Source organism: Pannus brasiliensis CCIBt3594 (assembly GCF_036688125.1).
Lineage (GTDB): Bacteria > Cyanobacteriota > Cyanobacteriia > Cyanobacteriales > Microcystaceae > Pannus > Pannus brasiliensis.
Window position 1 is genome coordinate 1 of sequence record NZ_JBAFSM010000044.1, and the last position, 19,418, is coordinate 19,418.

18 protein-coding genes and 1 riboswitch are annotated in these 19,418 nt (G+C 53.6%); of the genes, 10 read left to right on the top strand and 8 right to left on the bottom strand.

What is annotated here, in order from left to right; all coding sequences use genetic code 11:
- Positions 1-220: hypothetical protein (locus V0288_RS19035; protein ID WP_332866741.1), on the top strand; the 220-nt coding region annotated here is incomplete at its 5' end.
- On the opposite strand, the gene hypA is transcribed toward V0288_RS19035, so the two are convergent.
- Positions 188-538 carry a hydrogenase maturation nickel metallochaperone HypA gene (hypA, locus tag V0288_RS19040; RefSeq protein WP_332866742.1) on the bottom strand — a complete coding sequence of 117 codons (351 nt, stop codon included), beginning with the start codon at positions 536-538 and terminating at the stop codon, positions 188-190. The two genes, V0288_RS19035 and hypA, sit on opposite strands and share 33 nt — an antisense overlap.
- A gap of 4 nt (positions 539-542) precedes the next feature.
- On the bottom strand, positions 543-1,733 hold the full coding sequence (locus V0288_RS19045) for an agmatinase family protein (protein WP_332866743.1): 1,191 nt from the start codon (positions 1,731-1,733) through the stop codon (positions 543-545).
- A 65-nt stretch (positions 1,734-1,798) separates the two neighbouring features.
- A riboswitch (guanidine-I (ykkC/yxkD leader) is annotated at positions 1,799-1,899 on the bottom strand.
- A gap of 566 nt (positions 1,900-2,465) precedes the next feature.
- On the opposite strand from V0288_RS19045, the gene accA reads away from it, so the two are divergent.
- The gene (accA, locus tag V0288_RS19050) at positions 2,466-3,458 is read left to right on the top strand and encodes an acetyl-CoA carboxylase carboxyl transferase subunit alpha (RefSeq protein ID WP_332866744.1); all 993 of its coding nucleotides are present in this window, start codon (positions 2,466-2,468) and stop codon (positions 3,456-3,458) included.
- A gap of 11 nt (positions 3,459-3,469) precedes the next feature.
- Here accA and V0288_RS19055 read toward each other — a convergent pair whose 3' ends face one another.
- The 3 genes from V0288_RS19055 to pyrG form a co-directional block, all read right to left on the bottom strand.
- Positions 3,470-5,941, bottom strand: coding sequence for a glycosyltransferase family 39 protein (locus V0288_RS19055; RefSeq protein ID WP_332866745.1), 2,472 nt, complete (start codon positions 5,939-5,941; stop codon positions 3,470-3,472).
- Positions 5,942-6,045: 104 nt separating this feature from the next.
- Positions 6,046-6,297 (bottom strand): hypothetical protein, encoded by a 252-nt coding sequence (locus V0288_RS19060; RefSeq protein WP_332866746.1) that lies wholly within the window; start codon positions 6,295-6,297, stop codon positions 6,046-6,048.
- Positions 6,298-6,648: 351 nt separating this feature from the next.
- Positions 6,649-8,298 carry a glutamine hydrolyzing CTP synthase gene (pyrG, locus tag V0288_RS19065; RefSeq protein WP_332866747.1) on the bottom strand — a complete coding sequence of 550 codons (1,650 nt, stop codon included), beginning with the start codon at positions 8,296-8,298 and terminating at the stop codon, positions 6,649-6,651.
- A 526-nt stretch (positions 8,299-8,824) separates the two neighbouring features.
- On the opposite strand from pyrG, the gene V0288_RS19070 reads away from it, so the two are divergent.
- Both V0288_RS19070 and V0288_RS19075 read left to right on the top strand, forming a co-directional pair.
- The gene (locus V0288_RS19070; RefSeq protein WP_332866748.1) at positions 8,825-9,055 is read left to right on the top strand and encodes a DUF433 domain-containing protein; all 231 of its coding nucleotides are present in this window, start codon (positions 8,825-8,827) and stop codon (positions 9,053-9,055) included.
- On the top strand, positions 9,052-9,384 hold the full coding sequence (locus V0288_RS19075) for a DUF5615 family PIN-like protein (protein WP_332866749.1): 333 nt from the start codon (positions 9,052-9,054) through the stop codon (positions 9,382-9,384). Before V0288_RS19070 ends, V0288_RS19075 begins: the two co-directional genes overlap by 4 nt.
- Positions 9,385-9,508: 124 nt before the next feature.
- Here the strand turns inward: V0288_RS19075 and V0288_RS19080 are convergent, their stop codons facing one another.
- Positions 9,509-11,110, bottom strand: coding sequence for a 2-isopropylmalate synthase (locus V0288_RS19080; protein ID WP_332866750.1), 1,602 nt, complete (start codon positions 11,108-11,110; stop codon positions 9,509-9,511).
- A gap of 187 nt (positions 11,111-11,297) precedes the next feature.
- On the bottom strand, positions 11,298-12,845 hold the full coding sequence (locus V0288_RS19085; protein WP_422662028.1) for a site-2 protease family protein: 1,548 nt from the start codon (positions 12,843-12,845) through the stop codon (positions 11,298-11,300).
- Between the two features lie 124 nt (positions 12,846-12,969).
- Here V0288_RS19085 and V0288_RS19090 point away from each other — a divergent pair, with 124 nt between their 5' ends.
- The 4 genes from V0288_RS19090 to V0288_RS19105 all read left to right on the top strand — a co-directional run bounded on the left by V0288_RS19090 (position 12,970) and on the right by V0288_RS19105 (position 15,456).
- Positions 12,970-13,647 (top strand): MBL fold metallo-hydrolase, encoded by a 678-nt coding sequence (locus V0288_RS19090; protein WP_422662029.1) that lies wholly within the window; start codon positions 12,970-12,972, stop codon positions 13,645-13,647.
- A gap of 103 nt (positions 13,648-13,750) precedes the next feature.
- On the top strand, positions 13,751-14,119 hold the full coding sequence (locus tag V0288_RS19095; protein ID WP_332866753.1) for a hypothetical protein: 369 nt from the start codon (positions 13,751-13,753) through the stop codon (positions 14,117-14,119).
- A 67-nt stretch (positions 14,120-14,186) separates the two neighbouring features.
- Positions 14,187-15,044 carry a shikimate dehydrogenase gene (locus V0288_RS19100; RefSeq protein ID WP_332866754.1) on the top strand — a complete coding sequence of 286 codons (858 nt, stop codon included), beginning with the start codon at positions 14,187-14,189 and terminating at the stop codon, positions 15,042-15,044.
- Positions 15,045-15,054: 10 nt separating this feature from the next.
- Complete coding sequence (locus V0288_RS19105; RefSeq protein ID WP_332866755.1) at positions 15,055-15,456, top strand: helix-turn-helix domain-containing protein; 402 nt, start codon at positions 15,055-15,057, stop codon at positions 15,454-15,456.
- 174 nt (positions 15,457-15,630) lie between these two features.
- Here the strand turns inward: V0288_RS19105 and V0288_RS19110 are convergent, their stop codons facing one another.
- Positions 15,631-16,161 (bottom strand): pentapeptide repeat-containing protein, encoded by a 531-nt coding sequence (locus V0288_RS19110; RefSeq protein ID WP_332866756.1) that lies wholly within the window; start codon positions 16,159-16,161, stop codon positions 15,631-15,633.
- Positions 16,162-16,466: 305 nt separating this feature from the next.
- On the opposite strand from V0288_RS19110, the gene glgX reads away from it, so the two are divergent.
- Positions 16,467-18,560, top strand: coding sequence for a glycogen debranching protein GlgX (glgX, locus tag V0288_RS19115; protein WP_332866757.1), 2,094 nt, complete (start codon positions 16,467-16,469; stop codon positions 18,558-18,560).
- Entirely contained in the window at positions 18,550-19,380 is an 831-nt protein-coding gene (locus tag V0288_RS19120) for a DUF3887 domain-containing protein (RefSeq protein WP_332866758.1), read from the top strand. The genes glgX and V0288_RS19120 overlap by 11 nt, the downstream gene beginning before the upstream one ends.
- Positions 19,381-19,418: the final 38 nt, after the last annotated feature.

A 19,418-nucleotide genomic window follows, 5' to 3' on the forward strand; every position in this document is an offset into this window, starting at 1 on the left:
GAGGCAGGAGGCAGGAGGCAGGAGGCAGGAGGCAGGAGGCAGGAGGCAGGAGGGAAGGGTAAAGGGTAAAGGTGAAGGGCTTAAAAGTAGTCTTTTCCATTTTCCCCTTCCCCTTTTCCCCCCATCTCCCCCATCTCCCCCACCTCCCTCATCTCCCCCACCTCCCCCACCTCCCTCACCTCCTAACTTATTCAACCGTTTCCAGTCGATCGATCTTTAATTCCCGGCCCGATCGAATATCGTCCATCGGCGCGCCGCAAACGGGACAGGCGTACCGAAGACCGATCTCGGGACGGTACTCGCGCTGACACGGGTGACAGAAGGCGATTAACGGGGTTTCGCGGATGGCTAATTCCACCCCGTCGAGAAAGGTGTCGCGGGTTTGTGCCTCGAAAGCGAACGCTAGGCTGGCGGGTTCGACACAGGTGAACTGTCCGATCGCTAGATGAATTCTGACGATTTTCGGCTTTTCTTCCTGCGATTCCCACCAATCTTTCACCGTGATAATTAACGCCCGCGTCATGTCTACCTCGTGCATCTTCCTACGTCCACTCGACGAGTTCCGGCTGACTCTCCGGGTGGATATAGTACGGTTTCTCCTTACGGGGTAACTGTCCCGATAGAACGAGATGCGCTAACGTATCGCAAATCACCCGCGTGGCCATGAGCGAGGTAATATCGCTGATATCGTAAGGGGGCGATACTTCCACCACTTCCAAGCCGCAAACCGGCGCTCTTTGCACGATTTTTCCCAATAAATACAGGGCTTCGCGGGGGAGGAGTCCGCCGGGTTCCGGCCAGCCGGTTCCGGGGACGAATCCCGCGTCGATACAGTCGATGTCGAAACTGATGTAAACACAATCGGTTCCGTCGAGGGCGCGTTCGAGGGCGAACTCTACCGCCGCGTCGAGTCCCATCTCGGTAATATCGGTGACGGTGAGGATATTCGTCGCCCGTTCGCGACAGACTTTCACCCCCTGCCGCGGCACTTGCCAACCGCCGATCCCTAGCTGGACGAGGTTTTTCGCCGGCGCGTTCTTCATGTTGGTGGCGTGGAACCAGGGGCAGGTGTGCATCCGCTCGTCGAGGTCGGTTTCCTGGGTGTCCACATGGCGATCGAAATGGATAATCCCGACTTTTTTATCGCCGAGATGCCGACAGATGCCGCGAACGGTGGGGAAGCCGATCGAGTGATCGCCGCCGAGAATAATCGGGAACGCGCCGGAATGGAAAATATGGGCGATTCCTTTGGAAATTTGGTCGAAAGATTTCTCGTTATTGGCGGGAATGGTGAAAATGTCGCCCACGTCGCACAGGGTAATCTGTTCGCGCAGATCGATCCCCAACTCGAAGTTATAGGGGGTGTAGAGGGCGGAAATCCGGCGGATACCCTGCGGGCCGAAACGGGTTCCGGGGCGGTAGGTGGTTCCGGAATCGTGCGGTACCCCGACGATCGCCACGTCGTACTCTCCCACTTTCCGCACGTCCTCTAGATAGGGGGCTTTGAGAAAGGTGTTAATCCCGGCGTAGTGGGGCAATTCGCCGCGGGAAAAGGTGGGAATCGATCGATCGCGGATACTTTCGGCGGCTTCTAACCCGTAGGTTAGTCCCTGTTCGACTTCTCTCTGCCAACCCGTCAGGGGGAGACGGGCTTCTTTTTCGAGCGCCCGGCCCGCTTCGGTGGGGGGATTCCCGCTCGCGTCGGGCTGTTGGAATAAAGGATTTTCGGTCATAATTCTTTTTCCTAATTCAAAAAGAAAAGCGGCGGGAAATCGATCTCGGTGCTTTACACCGTATCTTCTCCCGGGCTTTTCTCCCGCCGTGTGACTAGAATTTCTAGCTCGCCTCTCTCGGACCAGCATCGCGAGGGGGGCGATCGGAACCCTAGAGGCTAATCAATTTTTCCGCGCGCTTACCGGACTGGAAGCGATAATCTTTGGTAACGCTCGCCTACCTTCAAAAGTAGCATTAATCTTTCTGAAATTCTGTATTCTCGGCTACAGAATGCGAGATCGATTCTACTTTATCGGTCATAATCCCTTAATTTCAAAGGTATAAAAAGAAAATTCCGATTATATCTTATTTATAGTTCACCGGATTGATTTTTACTCATGATAAATCGTGAAAGCTTGCCGATCGCCTAGAAAATCCTGAGTTCGGATTCGGTTCCTCCCCGCTACAGCCCGTTACCGTCGGCGATCGAATCGCGAGATTCCCGGCGCGGTCGCGAGCGTCCCCCTTTGACGATAAGCTGGAAAAAATAAGGTTCGAGAGAACAGCGATCGGAAACCGACGGGTTACAAGCCGGACGTTAGGGAAAAAGCGGTCAGCTAGATCTCTTGACTAAATAGTGGCTAAGGCTGAAAAACTCGCCCTCTGAAGGCTAAAGGCCGATAGCTAAAAGCCTCCTGCCTCCTGCCTCCTGCCTCCTGCCTTCTCTGACGAGCGAGTGAAATTACAAAACTATGGCAAAAAACGAGACGATAGAACGGAAAATTTTTTTACTGGAATTTGAAAAACCGTTGTACGAACTGGAACAGCGGATCGAGCAGATCAAAGAGTTAGCCGAGGAAAACGGGGTCGATGTCTCGGAACAGATCGCCCAGTTGGAAGAGCGCGCCGAGCATTTACGTTTGGAAATTTTCAGCAATCTCACCCCCTCCCAGCGCTTGCAGTTGGCGCGCCATCCCCGTCGCCCTAGCACTCTCGACTATATACAGGCGATCACCGATGAATGGTTCGAGTTACACGGCGATCGGGGGGGATACGACGATCCGGCCCTCGTCGGGGGTGTGGCGCGTCTAGAAGGTCGGCCGGTGGTGATTTTGGGGCATCAGAAAGGACGCGACACGAAGGATAATGTCGCCCGGAATTTCGGGATGGCCGCGCCCGGTGGTTATCGGAAAGCGATGCGCCTGATGGAACACGCCCATCAATTTAATCAGCCGATTCTAACTTTTATCGATACTCCCGGCGCGTGGGCGGGCGTGGAAGCGGAAAAGCTCGGTCAGGGAGAGGCGATCGCCTACAATCTCCGGGAAATGTTCGGTCTGGACGTGCCGATTATCTGTACGGTGATCGGGGAAGGGGGATCGGGTGGCGCGCTGGGGATCGGTGTCGGCGATCGACTGTTGATGCTGGAACATTCGGTGTACACCGTGGCTACCCCGGAAGCCTGCGCCGCGATTCTCTGGAAAGACGCGAAAAAATCCGAGAAAGCGGCGGTAGCCCTGAAAATTACCTCGAAAGATCTCAAGGAGTTGGGAATTATCGATGAAATCGTCCCGGAACCCTCTAGAGGCGCGCACGCCGATCCGATCAAGGCGGCCTCCGCTCTGAAGGCGGCGATCGTCGAGAATCTAGACCGGTTATCCCTGTTAACTCCGGCCCAACGTCGGGAACTCCGTTACCAGAAATTCCGAAATATGGGCGTTTTCCTGGAAGGAGCGACGGTATAGGGGAAAAGTTCTTACTCGATTAACCCCTTTAACAAACTCCACGCTTTGACGAGATTTCCGCCCATCAATGCCGCCACCCCGCGTAAGGCGTTCAATTCCTCGATATCGGGGTTTAATTGTATTCCTTTGTCTAACACTCGACTCGCGGGGCCGGGGTTCCAATCGTAGAGATAGACGAAGCCTTGATAGGCGTAATGATAGGGATTTTTCGGATCGAGTTCGATCATTTTTTCGGTCGCCTCGATCGCTCCCGGCGCGTCCTGTTGCAGTACCTTGGCAATGGCTAACCCGTAGACGAGAGGGAGTTTGTCCGCGTCGGTATCGTGTTGTAAACGGTAGGAAAAGGCTCGATCCGCTTGTCGGACATAATCCTGCGTGGCATCGTATTGATTGATCCGGTTGGTTAACGCGAAAATCGGCTCGATTCCCTTGATTCCCTTGCCGATATCCGCGGATTTTAACCGGAGTTGGGTGACGAGATCGAGTTGGGGCGCGGGAAGTTCCGGCGCGGTAGGATCGATCGAGATTTCCGCGTTCGTGGCGATCGGGTAACTTTCCCCCGTTTCCCGATTCAAATACCTCGCCGATAATCGATAGATCCCCGGCGTTGAAATCGGTTGCATGGCGGTTCTCTCGATGACTTGAAATCCCTCTTTCCCCGATGGTTTTTCCCCCGAAAGTAACGCGCCCATCGCGATGCCGTGATCGTGGAACCAGCGCTCTTTGCCGTCCACTTTCTGCCACGTTAATAATACGAGTCCCGATCGCAGTTGTTCCCACGGCCCCACCCACGTATAGGTAACGGGAATCGGTCGATCAGGAAGGGCTTTCGTCGGTACGGTAATGGCTTTTAATTCTACTCGATCGGGAGATCCGGGGAACGGTTTTACCTCGATCGAGGGTTCGATCCGATGATAGAGGGAGAGGGTACTTTTATCGGGAAGATCCCACGCTTTGACGGCTTGAAAATCGCCCCCTCTCTCCACTCGATCGACCATTTTTTTCTGTACATCGGGAACCGATCCCTGATCGCCCGTTTTGGTGACGAACCAATCGAGAGAACCCGCGTCCTGTTCGATGTCTTTTTCCCGGACTCCTACCTGTCTCCCCTCTACTCGCGAGTTTTCTTTTCCCCCGTAAAAGTCTAAGTTTCGTTGATTGATCTCCGGGGTGGAAGGTAATACCCCGAGGGTCGATCGCAGGTAGGGAGAGGTTTTAAGAATCTCGCCAATCACCTTCTCGTGCGGCCAACCTTGCTGAAAATTCGGATAGTGTTGTAATTGCGGGCTAAGAATTCCCGTTACCCATCCTCCCCCGAGGGGAAAAAGATTAAATAGCATTAAAATCACGGAGAGGATCGCCGTTCCCAAGCGAACCGACTTTCCGTATCGCCCTCGCCAGGAGAGTAACCCGACCGCTAAAATAATCGATAACGTGGGAACGAGCGGCAAAATATAGCGCGCGTCTTTATTAATATTTAAGGACGAGAGGAAATATCCCCCGAAGAGGAAAACGCTCAACCAGATCCATTTTTTTCTCGGATCGATCGAGTTGCCCGGATTTTTTTCCCGTCGTCGCCAATAAAACCGCGATAGCAGTAATCCCACCGCGGGAACTAATAACAATACCCAAGAAAGATAATAGGGGAGAACCTGAAAATAATACGTCCACGCGCCGATCGAGTTCAACCCCGGATCGCCCTCGATTAACGCGGAATCCACCGTCGCGCGTTTCCCGGAAGTGATCGCTAACAGCCAATTGGTTCGATAGTAGGGAAAGAATACGAGAACCGTGATGGATAAAGCCGTGATAATCTGCGCCAATCTCTGCCAACGACGGTGATAGAGATTTTCGCCGATTACCCAGACAACCGGCCAGAAAAGGAAAAATAACGTCGGTTGTTTGATTAAAAACGCGCAACCGAACGCCACCCCGAAGGCGATCGCTATCCCCCACGCCATTCTTCCTTCTGCGTAAAATCGCCACCACGTCAATAAAAAGAAACAAAAGGTAACGATAGCGGCGAGGGGGAAATCGAGAAGAAATTCCAGACGGTAGTAATACAGTCCCGGCAGGAGAGCGCACAGGAAAGCGGCCCAAAGCCCGACGGGAACGCTGAAGAGGATAACCCCCAACCCGTACACCGAAAACAACAACAGAGCGCTAAAAGGCAATAAGACCAGTGTGGCGGAGTTATCGCTAATTCCGAAGAGGCTGAAAAAGGGGGCGGTGAGGATATAGATTAACGGGGGAACTTTCGGCGACAGGAGCCAGAATTCTCGCCACCATCCTCCATCGAACGGGCGCGGGGATTGTAATGCGCGCCAGTAGTCTAGTGTGCTGTTGAGGTGTTCCGACTGATCCCACGCGGGCATCGTATGATCGAGGCTAAACCACAGTCGATCGATCAGCGCGCCGATTACCCAGATCAGTCCGACGATCGCCAATCCCCGAACCCGTTCCCGTGATAGTTTTCCGTCCATCCTCTCTCCCTGTCGCGTTATCCCCATCTTGCCATATTCGGGAATCCGTTCCCGTCAGTAGACGCGCGAACCGGTCGGAAGTGGCGAAAATCCGGCGATTTTTTTTAGTCGAAAGGAATGTGGCCGCGGGTAGAGTTTTTAAAGATCGGGCTATCGGGGAATTCTTGGTCGCAGTAACGGACGACCGAGCTAACAAACTGCATTCCCGATCGATCGTCGTTTTGAAAGAGGGTAAAATTAAGCGAGAGCCAATCATCTCGATCGACCCCTTCCACCACCGTCGCCAACAATTGACCGAAATCACGCGAGCGAACGGCGGCTAAAAGAATAGCGATCTTATCGATATTACCTATCATGAAGCGCTGTCTCCTGAAATCGATTCTCGATCGTTCTCTCGAACGACAGATGACATTTACTATCTTTGCAGTATAGTCTTCCCTTGACCGATTGACAAATCTTTTTTCGATCTTTTTTATCGGTAGCGTTTGCCTTTTGGCGACCGAAAGCATTAGTAACCTCTTCAAAAATATCGAACTTCACACCTTCAATATCTCTCGATTTCTCTCGCTAGAAACTGTTTTCGTCCGCTAGAAATTGAAAATTTCGCTTCAGTTCGCCCTCGGATTTTTCTTCGGGAAAGAAAAAAAATCGCCCCCGCGGGAAATTTTGGTTTCCTCACGGGGACAATCTTCCGAAATCTTGAAAATCTACAGATTTACCAACACTTCCGACTCGGCCGGCGCGGGGACAACTTTCCCGTCGGAACCGCGTAAACAAGCCTCGATAAACCCTCGGAAAAGCGGGTGCGCGTGATTGGGACGGGAGCGGAATTCCGGGTGGAATTGGGTGGCGATAAAGAATGGATGTCCAGGAAGCTCGATAATCTCCACTAAACGACCGTCCGGAGAAGTCCCCGCGATCACGTAACCCGTTTCCAGGAATAGACTCCGATAGGCGTTATTAAACTCGTAGCGATGGCGATGGCGCTCGTACACCACTTCTTGACCGTAGAGCGAGAGAGTGAGCGTATCCGGCGTTAAACGGCAGGGATACAAGCCCAGACGCATCGTTCCGCCCAGATCCACCACGTCCTCCTGCTCGGGAAGTAAGTTAATGACCGGATGGGGGGTATCTTCCTCGAATTCGGCGCTGTTCGCCCCTTGTAGACCGGCGACATCCCGCGCCCACTCGATAATCGAACACTGCATCCCCAGACATAAGCCCAGGAAAGGAATCTTGTTCTGACGCGCGTACTCGATCGCCTTCACTTTCCCGTCTACCCCGCGGATACCGAAACCGCCGGGGACGACGATCCCGCTGACACCGCCGAGATGTTTTTCCGCGCCCTCCGTTTCCACGTCCTCCGCGCTCACCCAGCGTAACTCGATATCGCTATCGAGGGCGATCGAGGCGTGTTTGAGCGCTTCCACCACCGAGAGATACGCGTCTCCCAACTGGACGTATTTACCGACAATCGCGATCTCTAGCTGGCGACTCGGCGATCTCATCTGCCGGACGAGATTTTCCCAATTTTCCAGATTCGGCGTTCTTTTATCCAGCTTCAACAAATCTAGGGTCTGTTGCGCTAACCCCTCTTTTTCCAGCATCAACGGGACCTCATAAATACTGCCCGCGTCCTGGGAGACGATCACCGATTCCACCTGCACATCGCAGAAAGCCGAGAGTTTGTCCTTGAGACCGGGTTGAAGCGGTCGATCGCACCTACACACCAGTACGTCCGGCTGAATCCCGATCGAGCGTAATTCCTTGACCGAGTGTTGGGTCGGTTTCGTTTTCATCTCCTTCGCGGCGGGAATCCACGGAATCAGGGTAACGTGCATATAAACCACGTTATTCCGCCCCACATCCTTCCGAAATTGCCGGATCGCCTCCAAAAACGGCAGGGATTCGATATCCCCCACCGTCCCGCCGATTTCCACGATCACGATGTCCGGGTTGGTATCCTTGGCGACCCGCAGGATACGTTCTTTAATCTCGTTAGTAATATGGGGGATAACCTGCACCGTTCCGCCCATATACGCGCCGCGACGCTCTTTATTCAAGACCGCCTGATAGATCGAACCCGTGGTCACGCTATTGAGACGGGACATCGATGTATCGGTGAAGCGCTCGTAATGTCCGAGGTCGAGGTCGGTTTCCGCCCCGTCGTCGGTGACGAAAACCTCGCCGTGTTGAAAGGGACTCATCGTACCGGGGTCAACGTTAATGTAGGGATCTAACTTCAAAATCGACACCGAATAATCGCGGGATTTCAATAACCGTCCCAGACTGGCCGCCACGATTCCCTTCCCGATACTAGAGACGACTCCGCCCGTCACGAAAACAAACTTACTCATAAACTCCGATCCTGAACCGATTACAGCTTACTCGTTCCACGCTACCCGTCGCGCGATCGTTTCCCCGGTCTATCAAAAGGGAGAGTCGCGGCCGCGAGGCTGTATAAATTATAGCGGGAGGCCGGAGATGGGGAGATTAGGGAGATGGGGGAGGTGAGGGAGATGGGGAGATTAGGGAGATGGGGGAGGTGAGGGAGATGGGGAGATGGGGAGATGGGGAGATAGGGAGATAGGGAGATAGGGAGATAGGGAGATAGGGAGATAGGGAGATTAGGGAGATAGGGAGATAGGGAGATAGGGAGATAGGGAGATAGGGAGATAGGGAGATAGGGAGTGGCAGATAAATATAGTTCACGGATGGAAAAAAATCGGTATTTTTTATAAAATTTCCGCGATCTCTCTTTTCTCGTTCGGCGCGATCCCTTACCGAAAGAATACGATTCTCCTAAAAAAGAGGTAGAATTTGAATAGAAATCGAATCTTCATAACTCACCTTTATATCCGCCTAAATTTATCAATTTCCCCTATGGATTACCGAAATTACATCACGATCGAACCGAATAAACGCGGTGGTAAACCCTGCGTGCGTGGCTTGCGGATCACGGTTTACGAAGTGCTCGAGTACCTAGCTTCGGAAATGACAGAAGCGGAGATCTTAGAAGATTTTCCCGATCTAACGCGGGAAGATTTAAAAGCCTGTATCGCTTACGCGGCCGACCGCGAGCGTCGATTGATGACCGCGCCGATATCTGTATGAAATTACTGTTCGATGAGAATCTATCTCCTAAGTTGCCGAGCCGTTTGAATGACCTATTTCCCGATTCACTTCATGTTCGAGATGTTGGCATGAAATCGACGATAGATCCGATCGTTTGGGATTATGCGAAATCTAATGATTTGATGATTGTCTCGAAAGACTCGGATATGCACGATCTCAGCTTAGTATTCGGGAATCCACCCAAAGTGATTTGGATTCGGCTCGGTAACTGTTCGACCTTACAAGTTGAAAGTTTACTACGGAAAGAGTTCGACACGATCGAAGTATTTTACCGAGACCCATCTTTATCCATGCTCGCCTTACCATGATTCGGGGTTCCCCTTCACTGGAGAGAAACCCCGAGCAATTTCCTGGTTATACGGGCATTACTATCCCCGACCGATTCGATCGACCCTAGATTCAAAAGGGTGAGCCGTAGCCCACCCTTATACTTTATACCGACGCGACTTCCGCGGCGGGTTTTTCGTTTTCCTGTAGCGCGACGTAGAGACGGTTGAGCGCGCTGGTGTAGGCGCGGGCCGAGGCGACGATAATATCGGTGTCGGCCGCGCGCGCGGAGTAGGTGCGTCCCTCGTGCCGGAGACGGATGGTGACTTCCCCGAGCGCGTCGATCCCCTCGGTGACTTCGCGTACCGAGAAGGAAATTAACTCGTTCGGAATCTGTACTACTCGATCGATCGCCTTACAGAGCGCGTCTACCGGGCCGGTTCCGATCGCCGCGTCCGATCGTTCCTGTCCGTCGGGGGTGCGGATGGTGACGGTCGCGGTCGGGCGCGCTTTATCGCCGCAGGAGACCTGTACTAATTCGAGGCGGAAATGGTCGGGAACCGTATCGATCTCGTCGTTGACGATCGCTTCGAGATCTCGATCGGTGATCTCTTTCTTGCGATCGGCCATCTCTTTAAACTGGATAAACGCGTTATTCAGTTCCGTTTCCGAGAGTTCGTAACCCAACTCTTTCAAGCGGGAGCGGAAAGCGTTGCGGCCGGAGAGTTTACCGAGAACGATCTGATTATTGGTCAACCCGATCGATTCCGCGTCCATGATCTCGTAGGTGAGTTTATGTTTCAACACCCCGTCTTGATGGATACCGGACTCGTGCGCGAACGCGTTGGCCCCGACGATCGCCTTATTCGGTTGCACGATCATCCCCGTGAGGTTAGAAACTAAACGGGACGTGCGATAGATCTCTTTCGTGTTGATATTGGTGAGCGGTTCGGTAGAATCCGCCGGCCGTCCGAGGAAAGGATTGAAGTAGGAACGACGGACGTGAAGCGCCATCACCAACTCTTCTAGAGAAGCGTTCCCGGCCCGTTCCCCGATGCCGTTAATCGTGCATTCCAACTGACGAGCGCCGTTTTTCACCGCTTCGAGGAAATTCGCCACCGCGAGGCCGAGATCGTCGTGACCGTGGACGGAAATGATCGCTCGATCGATATTGGGGACGTTTTCCTTAATCCCCCGGATCAAAGCACCGAACTCGGCGGGAGTGGTATACCCGACGGTATCGGGAATATTTACCGTCGTCGCTCCCGCTTCGATCGCCCGTTCTAATACCTGGTAGAGAAATTCCGGATCGCTCCGGCCCGCGTCTTCCGGGGAGAATTCCACGTCATCGACGAAGGATTTCGCGTAAGCGACCATCTCCGGCACGATGTCGAGAACTTCCTGACGGGTCTTCTTAAGCTTGTATTGGAGGTGAATATCGGATGTTGCGAGAAAGGTGTGAATTCGGGGCTTGGCGGCGGGTTTGAGCGCTTCCGCGGCTGATTTAATGTCTTTTTGGGTCGCGCGCGCTAGACCGCAAATACTGGGGCCTCCCTCGGCTCCCACGGTAGCGGCGATTTTCTGGACCGCCTCGAAATCTCCGGGACTCGCGTGGGGAAAGCCGGCCTCGATAACATCAACTCCCAGTCGTGCCAGAGCGCGGGCGATGGTTAGCTTCTCATCCACGTTAAGCGCGGCCCCCGGGGACTGTTCCCCGTCTCGGAGGGTGGTATCGAAGATAATCACACGGTCTGGACTGGTACTCATAGATTTTCGCTAAAACAACGAACTGGGAAGTTATCTTTCCCATTATAGGGGAAGGTGAGGGAGGTGGGAGAGATGGGGGGATGGGGAGGTGGGGAGGGTGAGGGAGATGAGGGAGGTGAGGGAGAAGATAGCTATTGTTGTTTTCTCCTAACTCCTAACTCCTGACTCCTGACTCCTGACTCCTGCCTTACATTCCGAACCAAGTGGCTACGGCGCCGGGTAGGGGTAACAAGATCAACAACAACAGCGCGAGGGATACTAGCCCCAGGGCATCCCGTTTATTATCCAGTTCGGTGACATCATCAAGGGCGGGCTGATCGGCGGCGGGCATGAGTAGTAGAATGATCGCCCAGAGGAGGAAATCCGGCTGGACGAACGCCAGAATGAACATTAATAGTCGCGTTAGCTGACCGACGACGATCGCCGTTTTCGTGCCGTAGATGGCGTGGACGATATGCCCCCCGTCCAACTGTCCCACCGGCATTAAATTCAGGGCCGTGACGATGATTCCCACGTATCCGGCGACGGCTAAGGGGTGTAGATCGATCGCCTGTCCGACCACTAACCGGCTTCCGAGGGCGATTTTCGCGAGGATCGAGAGCAGGAAGGAGAATCGGGGATTTAAGGTCTCGAAATCGAGTAAACCGCTCTGAGCGTCGATCGGGACGACTTCGGAGAGGGATAAACCCCACAGCAGTAGGGGGACGGCGATAAGAAAGCCCCCTAACGGCCCGGCGACGGCGACATCGAACAGGGCTTTCCGGTGGGGGGTGGGCGATCGCATCTGGATGAACGCGCCGAAAGTGCCTAAAAAGAAGGGAACGGGGATGAAATAGGGGAGGGTCGCCCGAATTTTATACTGGAGCGCCGCGAGATAGTGGCTCATCTCGTGTACGCCTAAAATGACGAGCAATGCCAGGCTGTAAGGTAATCCGCGGGCGATTAACGCGAGATTGGCATCTAGCGCGGGGAGGGTAAAACCGTCCCCGAATAATTCTAAAGTCGTCTCGACCTGTTCGGTGGTGACACCGCTGAACTCCATGCCGACGATCGTGGTGGTGAATAGCGTTAGCAGGAGTAAGATTACGGAAATGCCGGGACGGGAGAGCTTTTCTTCTACGGGAGATTCGGCATTTTTCGCCCAGGGATTGGCGATCAGGGCGAAAAAGGGTTGTCCCTGAAAACTTTCTTGGAAGAGGACGAGGAATCGATCGCTGAAAACCCTCTCCACGTTCCCCTTGACGATTTTATAAGCTTCATCGGGAACCGATCGCAGTTTGCCCCGACAGAGGATCGCCTGGGGACGGTAATCGATATTCTGTAGGTAGTAAACCCCCCAGGGGAAACAATCGCGGAGGGATTTTTCCTCTTCCGGGGTGATCGGTCGCGTGATGGGGTTTTTCGCGGCGGTATCGAGGGCTTCTAGGGCTAGATCCGGGGTATTCGGTACTTTTTCAACCGCGTTCACTTCTTTTTCCGTCGGGGGAACGCGCCCGAGCCGCACTATCCACCAGTACAGCATCAGGGAGAGAACGCACAGGCCGATGAATACCGGGAGGGGCATCGGCACTTTTCCCTCGTGGATGATGATCCATCCCGTGACGATTAACGGGGGGGACATCAGTACCAGCCAGAGCAACCAAATGGGGGTTTTCGTGATCTTGGAGACGCTATTCTTAACGATCACGTAGGTGAACGCGCCGAGAATTCCGATCCCTATCAACCAAATTTCCATATCAACCCGTTTTATACTTTCACGCTTGAGAAGGGAACCGCCACGGTCATCGATCGTGCTACAGTGTAAACCGCGTCTGTCACGAGATCGAACTTTGAACACCCCGCGCTCGGATCGAAATCCTATCGATGGAGCGGGAGCGAGAACCCCGAAACCCCCTCGATCGATTGTAGAAGGTTTATACGCTTTCCCGCCTAATCGCGAAACCCTGGGGGGAACCTCTTATCTTATTGTAGAAAATTCAGGGAATATCCTTGTCGATTGTCCCCCCCTGGAGGACACTTATCTCGCCTTCCTGATGGATAGGGGCGTTCGTTGGTGGGTTTTCACCCATCGGGGAGGACACGGCAAATCGATCGAGCGTCTACGGAAACGTCTCGATTGCGAGATCCTCATCCAAGAACAAGAAGCCTATTTACTTCCCGATACCGAGTTAACCGCTTTCGGGCGAGAATTCAGTCTTTCGGAGAACTGTCAGGCTTTTTGGACTCCGGGCCATTCTCCCGGTTCCGCCTGTCTGTACTGGAACCGTCACGGGGGCGTTTTATTGACCGGGAGACATCTCCTTCCGGATACCGACGGGAACCCCGTCCCCCTGCGAACCGCGAAAACTTTTCACTGGCCCCGACAATTACGCTCGATCGAGACTATCCTGAATCGTTACACCCCGGAAACCTTACACTATCTCTGCCCCGGCGCGAATACCGGCTTTTTACGGGGTCGCGGCTGGATCGATAACGCTCACGCCCGACTGCGATCGCTCGATCTCGGATCCCTGAAAAACGCCCGATCGGGGATGTAAATATCATGTTTTGCGGACATTTATCCTTCTCCGTTACGAATCTTGATATGATTTAACGATTAGCAATAAATTTCCTCATAATTTGTTTCAGGAGAACGAGACGATGGCTGGACTCTTTGGCCTGTTTGGCGGTAAAACCAAGTACGTCGATGAACCGACGGAGATCGTGCAACCGCAAAAGAAAGACGCGTTTTACCTCGAACCCGATGATGCCAAGACTCTCGGCAATATCGAGTTCATGCGGACACCGAACGTTATCCGGCGGACTTTCCCGAAAACCGCCTCGAATCAGAAAGGGGGCGAGTCTATCCGTCAGATTTCCTCGATGGAAGTGGCGAAAGTAGAGGAGAGCGGAATTACCGCCAAATCCGTCAACGGCAACGGTTCCGCTCCGAACAATGACAACAGCCGTCGTAACAACGATGAAAATCTGGATATGTTCCTGAAAATGGCGCGCGAGATCAAGAAATAAATGATAGGGTGGGCAATACCCACTTCTTCGGTAAGGTGTCGGTGGGGTTTGCCCGCCGCATTTTTTTATGGTCGCGATTAACGGAAAAACGAAGCTACTCGGCGTGATCGGTAGTCCGATCGAGCATTCCCGTTCCCCGGCGATGCACAACGCCGCTATCGCCGAACTCGGCGAGAATTACGTCTATCTTCCCTTTCCGATCGCTCCCGAATCCCTGCAAACGGCGATCGAGGGATTCGCGGCGATCGATGTTCGGGGCTTTAGCGTCACCATTCCCCATAAATTAGCGATTATTCCCTTTTTAGAGGCGATTACCGAGAAAGCGCGCTTGGTAGGCGCGGTAAATACCGTCTGGCGTACCGAAACGGGATGGCAGGGAACGAATACCGACGTGGACGGTTTCCTCGCACCCCTACAATCCCTCTCGCGGGACTGGAGCGGGGTTAATCCGGTGATCCTCGGCAACGGGGGCGCGGCGCGGGCGGTCGTGGTCGCTCTAGCAAGTCTCGGTTGTCGCGAAATTCACGTCGTGGGGCGCAATCAGCGGAAATTAGATCCTTTTAAAGAAAGTTGGGCGGATACCGACCTCTATGGCTCCGTGGAGGTGCATGGATGGGACGAATTAGAGGGGCTGGTATCGGATACGGGCTTACTGGTGAATAGTACCCCGATCGGGATGTCCCCGCACGTCGGTGAATCTCCCGTGGAAGGCGAGTTACTAGATCTGTTACCGTCGGGAGCGCTCGTTTACGATCTGATCTATAATCCCCGGCCGACGCGGTTGTTACAATTGGCGGAAGAGAGGGGGGTAACGGCGATCGACGGGTTGGAAATGCTGGTGAATCAGGGGGCGATCGCTTTAGAGATCTGGCTGGGTCGATCGGTTCCCGTCGGGGTGATGCGGGAGGCATTATTAAAGGGATAAAAGTGGAAAAATGACCCTTATTTTCAATCGCGATCGATACGGGGAATTGTTAGCCCGCTATCAACCGAAGCCGATTAAAACCGAGGCGGAGAATGAAGAAGCGCTCGCTCTCGTAGAAGAATTGATGCACCGGGAAGCGCAAACCCCGGAAGAAGACGCGTTGTACGAGTTGCTAATCGTGTTAACGGAAAAGTTCGAGCGAGAATATTATTTTCCCGGACAATTCTCGACTCCCGATTCTCTATTGCGATTTTTAATGGAACAACGCGGGATCGCGAGGGCCGATCTCGTCGGGATTTTCGGTTCGGAAGAGGTGGTGTCCGAGATCGTCAACGGGAAACGGGCGATCGAACCAAAACGGGCTAAAATTTTAGGAGAATTTTTTCATGTCGATCCGAGTTTATTTCTGTAAATATAGCGCTCGGTTATTAATTATTGAGTATCCACGAATACGAGGGCTTTAGCGTTGCCGTTTTTCATGGGAAACTCGATCGACGGGAAATTTCTGTCTATATTGTAGGCGAATAAGCGAGAACCGGATGGAAAACCCACCCGGAACCTGTAGAGATTATATTGAATTCGATCGCTATCCGTGCCAACTGATCCAACGGTGGGAGATCTCGATCTCGATCGGTTCTTCTTCCAAAATTTCGATCGTTTCGATCTCGATATCGCGGGTACACGCGACACTGAGATCCACCCCCGCGAGACGCGCGCCACTTAAATTCACCTCGCTTAAATCCGTACCGTTGAGATCCGCTCCGATTAAATTCGCGCCGATTAAATTCGCGCCGCTTAAATTCGCGCACCGGAGATCCGCGCCGCGTAAATCCGCGCCGGCGAGATCCGCGCCCATTAAATCCGCCCCGATCAGATTGGTTTCTATCAAATTCGCCCCGACTAAATTCGCGCCGCTTAAATCCGCGTTCGTCAGATTCGATCGCTCCAAACAGGCCCCACTTAAATCCGCCCCCCTGAAATCCGTAGCGCTTAAATCCGCTTCCCGAAAATTCACCCGATGGAGATTCGCCCCGGTTAGTGTCGATTCGTGGAGACGGATGCCCGCGAAATCGATCTCGTTGGTGGCGTAGCGTTGTAGAAGTTCCCGAGCGTCCATAACCTTTCCCTCTCGTCGCCGGCCCTTTATTCCCATGATATCGCGGGATTCTGAAGAAAATATTAATAGTTGTAAAACGTACTTGACAAATCATTAGGCGTGTGATTTTCGCGTCAAAAAGTGTCCCGATGACATCTTCCCTAGAGGAGAGTTCCCATTCTGTCGATCGACGGAAATTCGTTCGCCCCGATCGATAATTTCCGTCGGGAGAAGTAACCCGGAGAGAGACAATAGAGATCGCGGGGACGGGGAAACCCCGAATCGCGTTTCCCCGCTCCCTCCCTTTTCCATCTCACCATTTTTCTATGACCACACACACGGAACAGGGCAAAAGTTATCCCGTGGGGGCGACGGTATACCCCGACGGCGTGAATTTCTGCCTTTTTTCCAAACACGCGACCAAAATCGAACTGTTACTTTTCGACGAACCGAACGCGCCGAAACCGTCCCGAATTCTGACGCTAGATCCGAAATATAATCGAACTTTCTTTTATTGGCACATTTTCGTACCCTGGATCGGCGAGGGGCAGGTATACGCCTACAGGGTTCACGGGCCGAACGCTCCCGAACGGGGACACCGCTTCAACCCCGAGAAAGTCGTTCTCGACCCCTACGCGAAAGCGATCGTCGGTCACGAGATCTACGATCGAACCGCGGCGATCGAACCGGGCGATAATGTCGATCGCTGTCTGCGCGGCGTGGTGGTCGATACGGGAACCTACGACTGGGAGGACGACACCCCCCCGAAAACGCCCTACTCTTCCAGCATCATCTACGAGATGCACGTCGGCGGCTTTACCCGCAACCGGAATTCGGAACTTCCCACCGAAAAACGGGGAACTTTCGCGGGATTGATCGAGAAAATCCCCTATCTACAGGAATTGGGCGTTACCGCGGTCGAACTATTGCCGGTTCACTACTTCGATCCCGCGGATGCCATGCCGGGGCTAACCAATTACTGGGGCTACAGCACGATCGGCTTTTTCGCGCCCTATTACGAGTACAGTAGCGATCGATCGCCCGCCGGCCCCCTCAACGAATTCCGCGACATGGTGAAAGCCCTACACAAAGCGGGGATCGAGGTCATTCTCGACGTGGTATTCAACCATACCGCCGAGGGCGACGAACGCGGGCCGACCCTCTCCTTCCGCGGCATCGATAACAAGACCTATTACATCTTGGATGCCGATAAAGAGAACTACATCAACTATAGCGGCTGTGGCAATACCTTAAAGGGAAATCATCCCATTGTCGGTAAATTAATCCTCGATTGTCTGCATTATTGGGTGTCGGAAATGCACGTCGATGGCTTCCGGTTCGACCTCGCGGCCGCGTTGTGGCGCAGTCCCAACGGCGAACCGATCCGAACGGAGGGTTATAACGTGATCTGGGCGATCGAATCCGATCCGGTACTCGCGGGGACGAAACTGATCGCCGAAGCGTGGGACGCGGCCGGACTGTATAGCGTCGGGCAGTTTATCGAGTACGCCGATTGGTTCTCGGAATGGAACGGCCCCTTCCGCGACGATGTGCGGGCTTTCGTCCGCGGCGATACGGGGATGGTTGCCAAGATCGCCGCCCGGATCTTGGGCAGTCCCGACATCTACAAGCGCCCGGATACGGACGTGAATCGGAGTATCAATTTCGTCACCTGCCACGACGGTTTCACCCTGAACGATCTCGTTTCCTATAACCGGAAACATAACGAGGCTAACGGCGAGGCCAATCGGGACGGAACCAACGATAATTTCAGTTGGAATTGCGGGTTCGAGGGGGAAACGCGGAACCCGGCGATCGAACTCCTCCGACAGCAACAGATAAAAAATCTATTAACGATTCTCTTTCTGTCCCAGGGAACGCCTATGCTACTGATGGGGGACGAGGTTCGCCGCACGCAAAAGGGCAACAACAACGCCTACTGCCAAAATAACGAACTCAGTTGGTTTGATTGGAGCGCGGTGGATAAACAAGCCGATCTCTGGTGCTTCGTCCGGAGACTGATCGACTTTAATAAGCGATTAGAACTCTTCCGGCAGGAAAAACTTCTAGAGGTCGCCTATACCAGTCTCGAACCCCATCTGAGTTGGCACGGTACGCGTTTGAGCAAACCCGATTGGTCGGAGGATTCGCGCAGTCTGGCGTTTTCCGTCCGCAACCCGAAGAACAACGAGTACCTACACGTCCTACTCAACGCGTATTGGGAACCGTTACTTTTCGAGTTGCCCCCGTTGGGGAAGGGGGAACGCTGGCACCGGGCGATCGATACCGCCCTACCGTTATCGGAGGCGGTTTGCCCGCTCGACGGAACGGTGCCGATCGAGGGATATACCTATCTGGCGCGGGCGCGTTCCTCGGTGGTTTTAATCGTCAAATCGATCGAGCGAGTCGATGAACAATGAGAGAAACGATCCCGTCACGTCTCTACAGTTGATCCGATTGAGGAGTAATAAATTAATGACGATACGGCTTTTTCCCGCCAGACGGGTAGCGATTCTCTCCCTGTGCGCCCTCGGTCTCCCGGTTTCCCTCGGTTTCCCGACGATCGCCCCGGTGAAGGCCCACAACCATTTCCCGCTTCACGCCCAGGCGAACCCGGCGAGTCTGGAAGCGCGGGCGAAAGAAATTGTCGGCTGGTTGGGCGCGAAAGACTTCGCCAAGGCTCGATCGGCCCTCGCCCCCCAGTTACAACCCCTCTGGAGCGCCGAAAAAATCCAACAGAACTGGGAAAGCCAGGTGATCGACTATACCGGCCCGGTCAAGAAAATCGGCAAGGCTAAGACGATCGACGCGGTTAACGCCAAATTGGTCATCGTTACGGTCGAATTCGAGAAATATACTGGGGACGTGATCCTGACGTTTAACAACTCCGATCAGGTGATCGCCGCCGATTTTCCCGAATTTCGCGATATCGATCGGCTCGGCCGCGATTTCATCGAGAGTATGGCGAAAAAAGACTACGCCACCGCCCGCGGCCTGCTCAGTCCCCTTTTGAAAACGGAGGTTTTTCCCACACGGGTACAAACCGGTTGGGAAAGTTTGCTCAAAAAAACCGGGCCTTTCGAGCGGATCGTCGGAACGCAGGTCAGAAAAGGTTCGGATACGGACGGGGTGGATCTGGTGCTGGTGACGATTCAATTTGAAAACCGTACCGATACCGCGATCCTCGTGTTCGACGATCGCAAAGGGATCGTGAACGTGGATTTCCCCCTAAATGATTAAAGTACGGTTACAAACTATCCCGCGCGTTATGTTTGGAG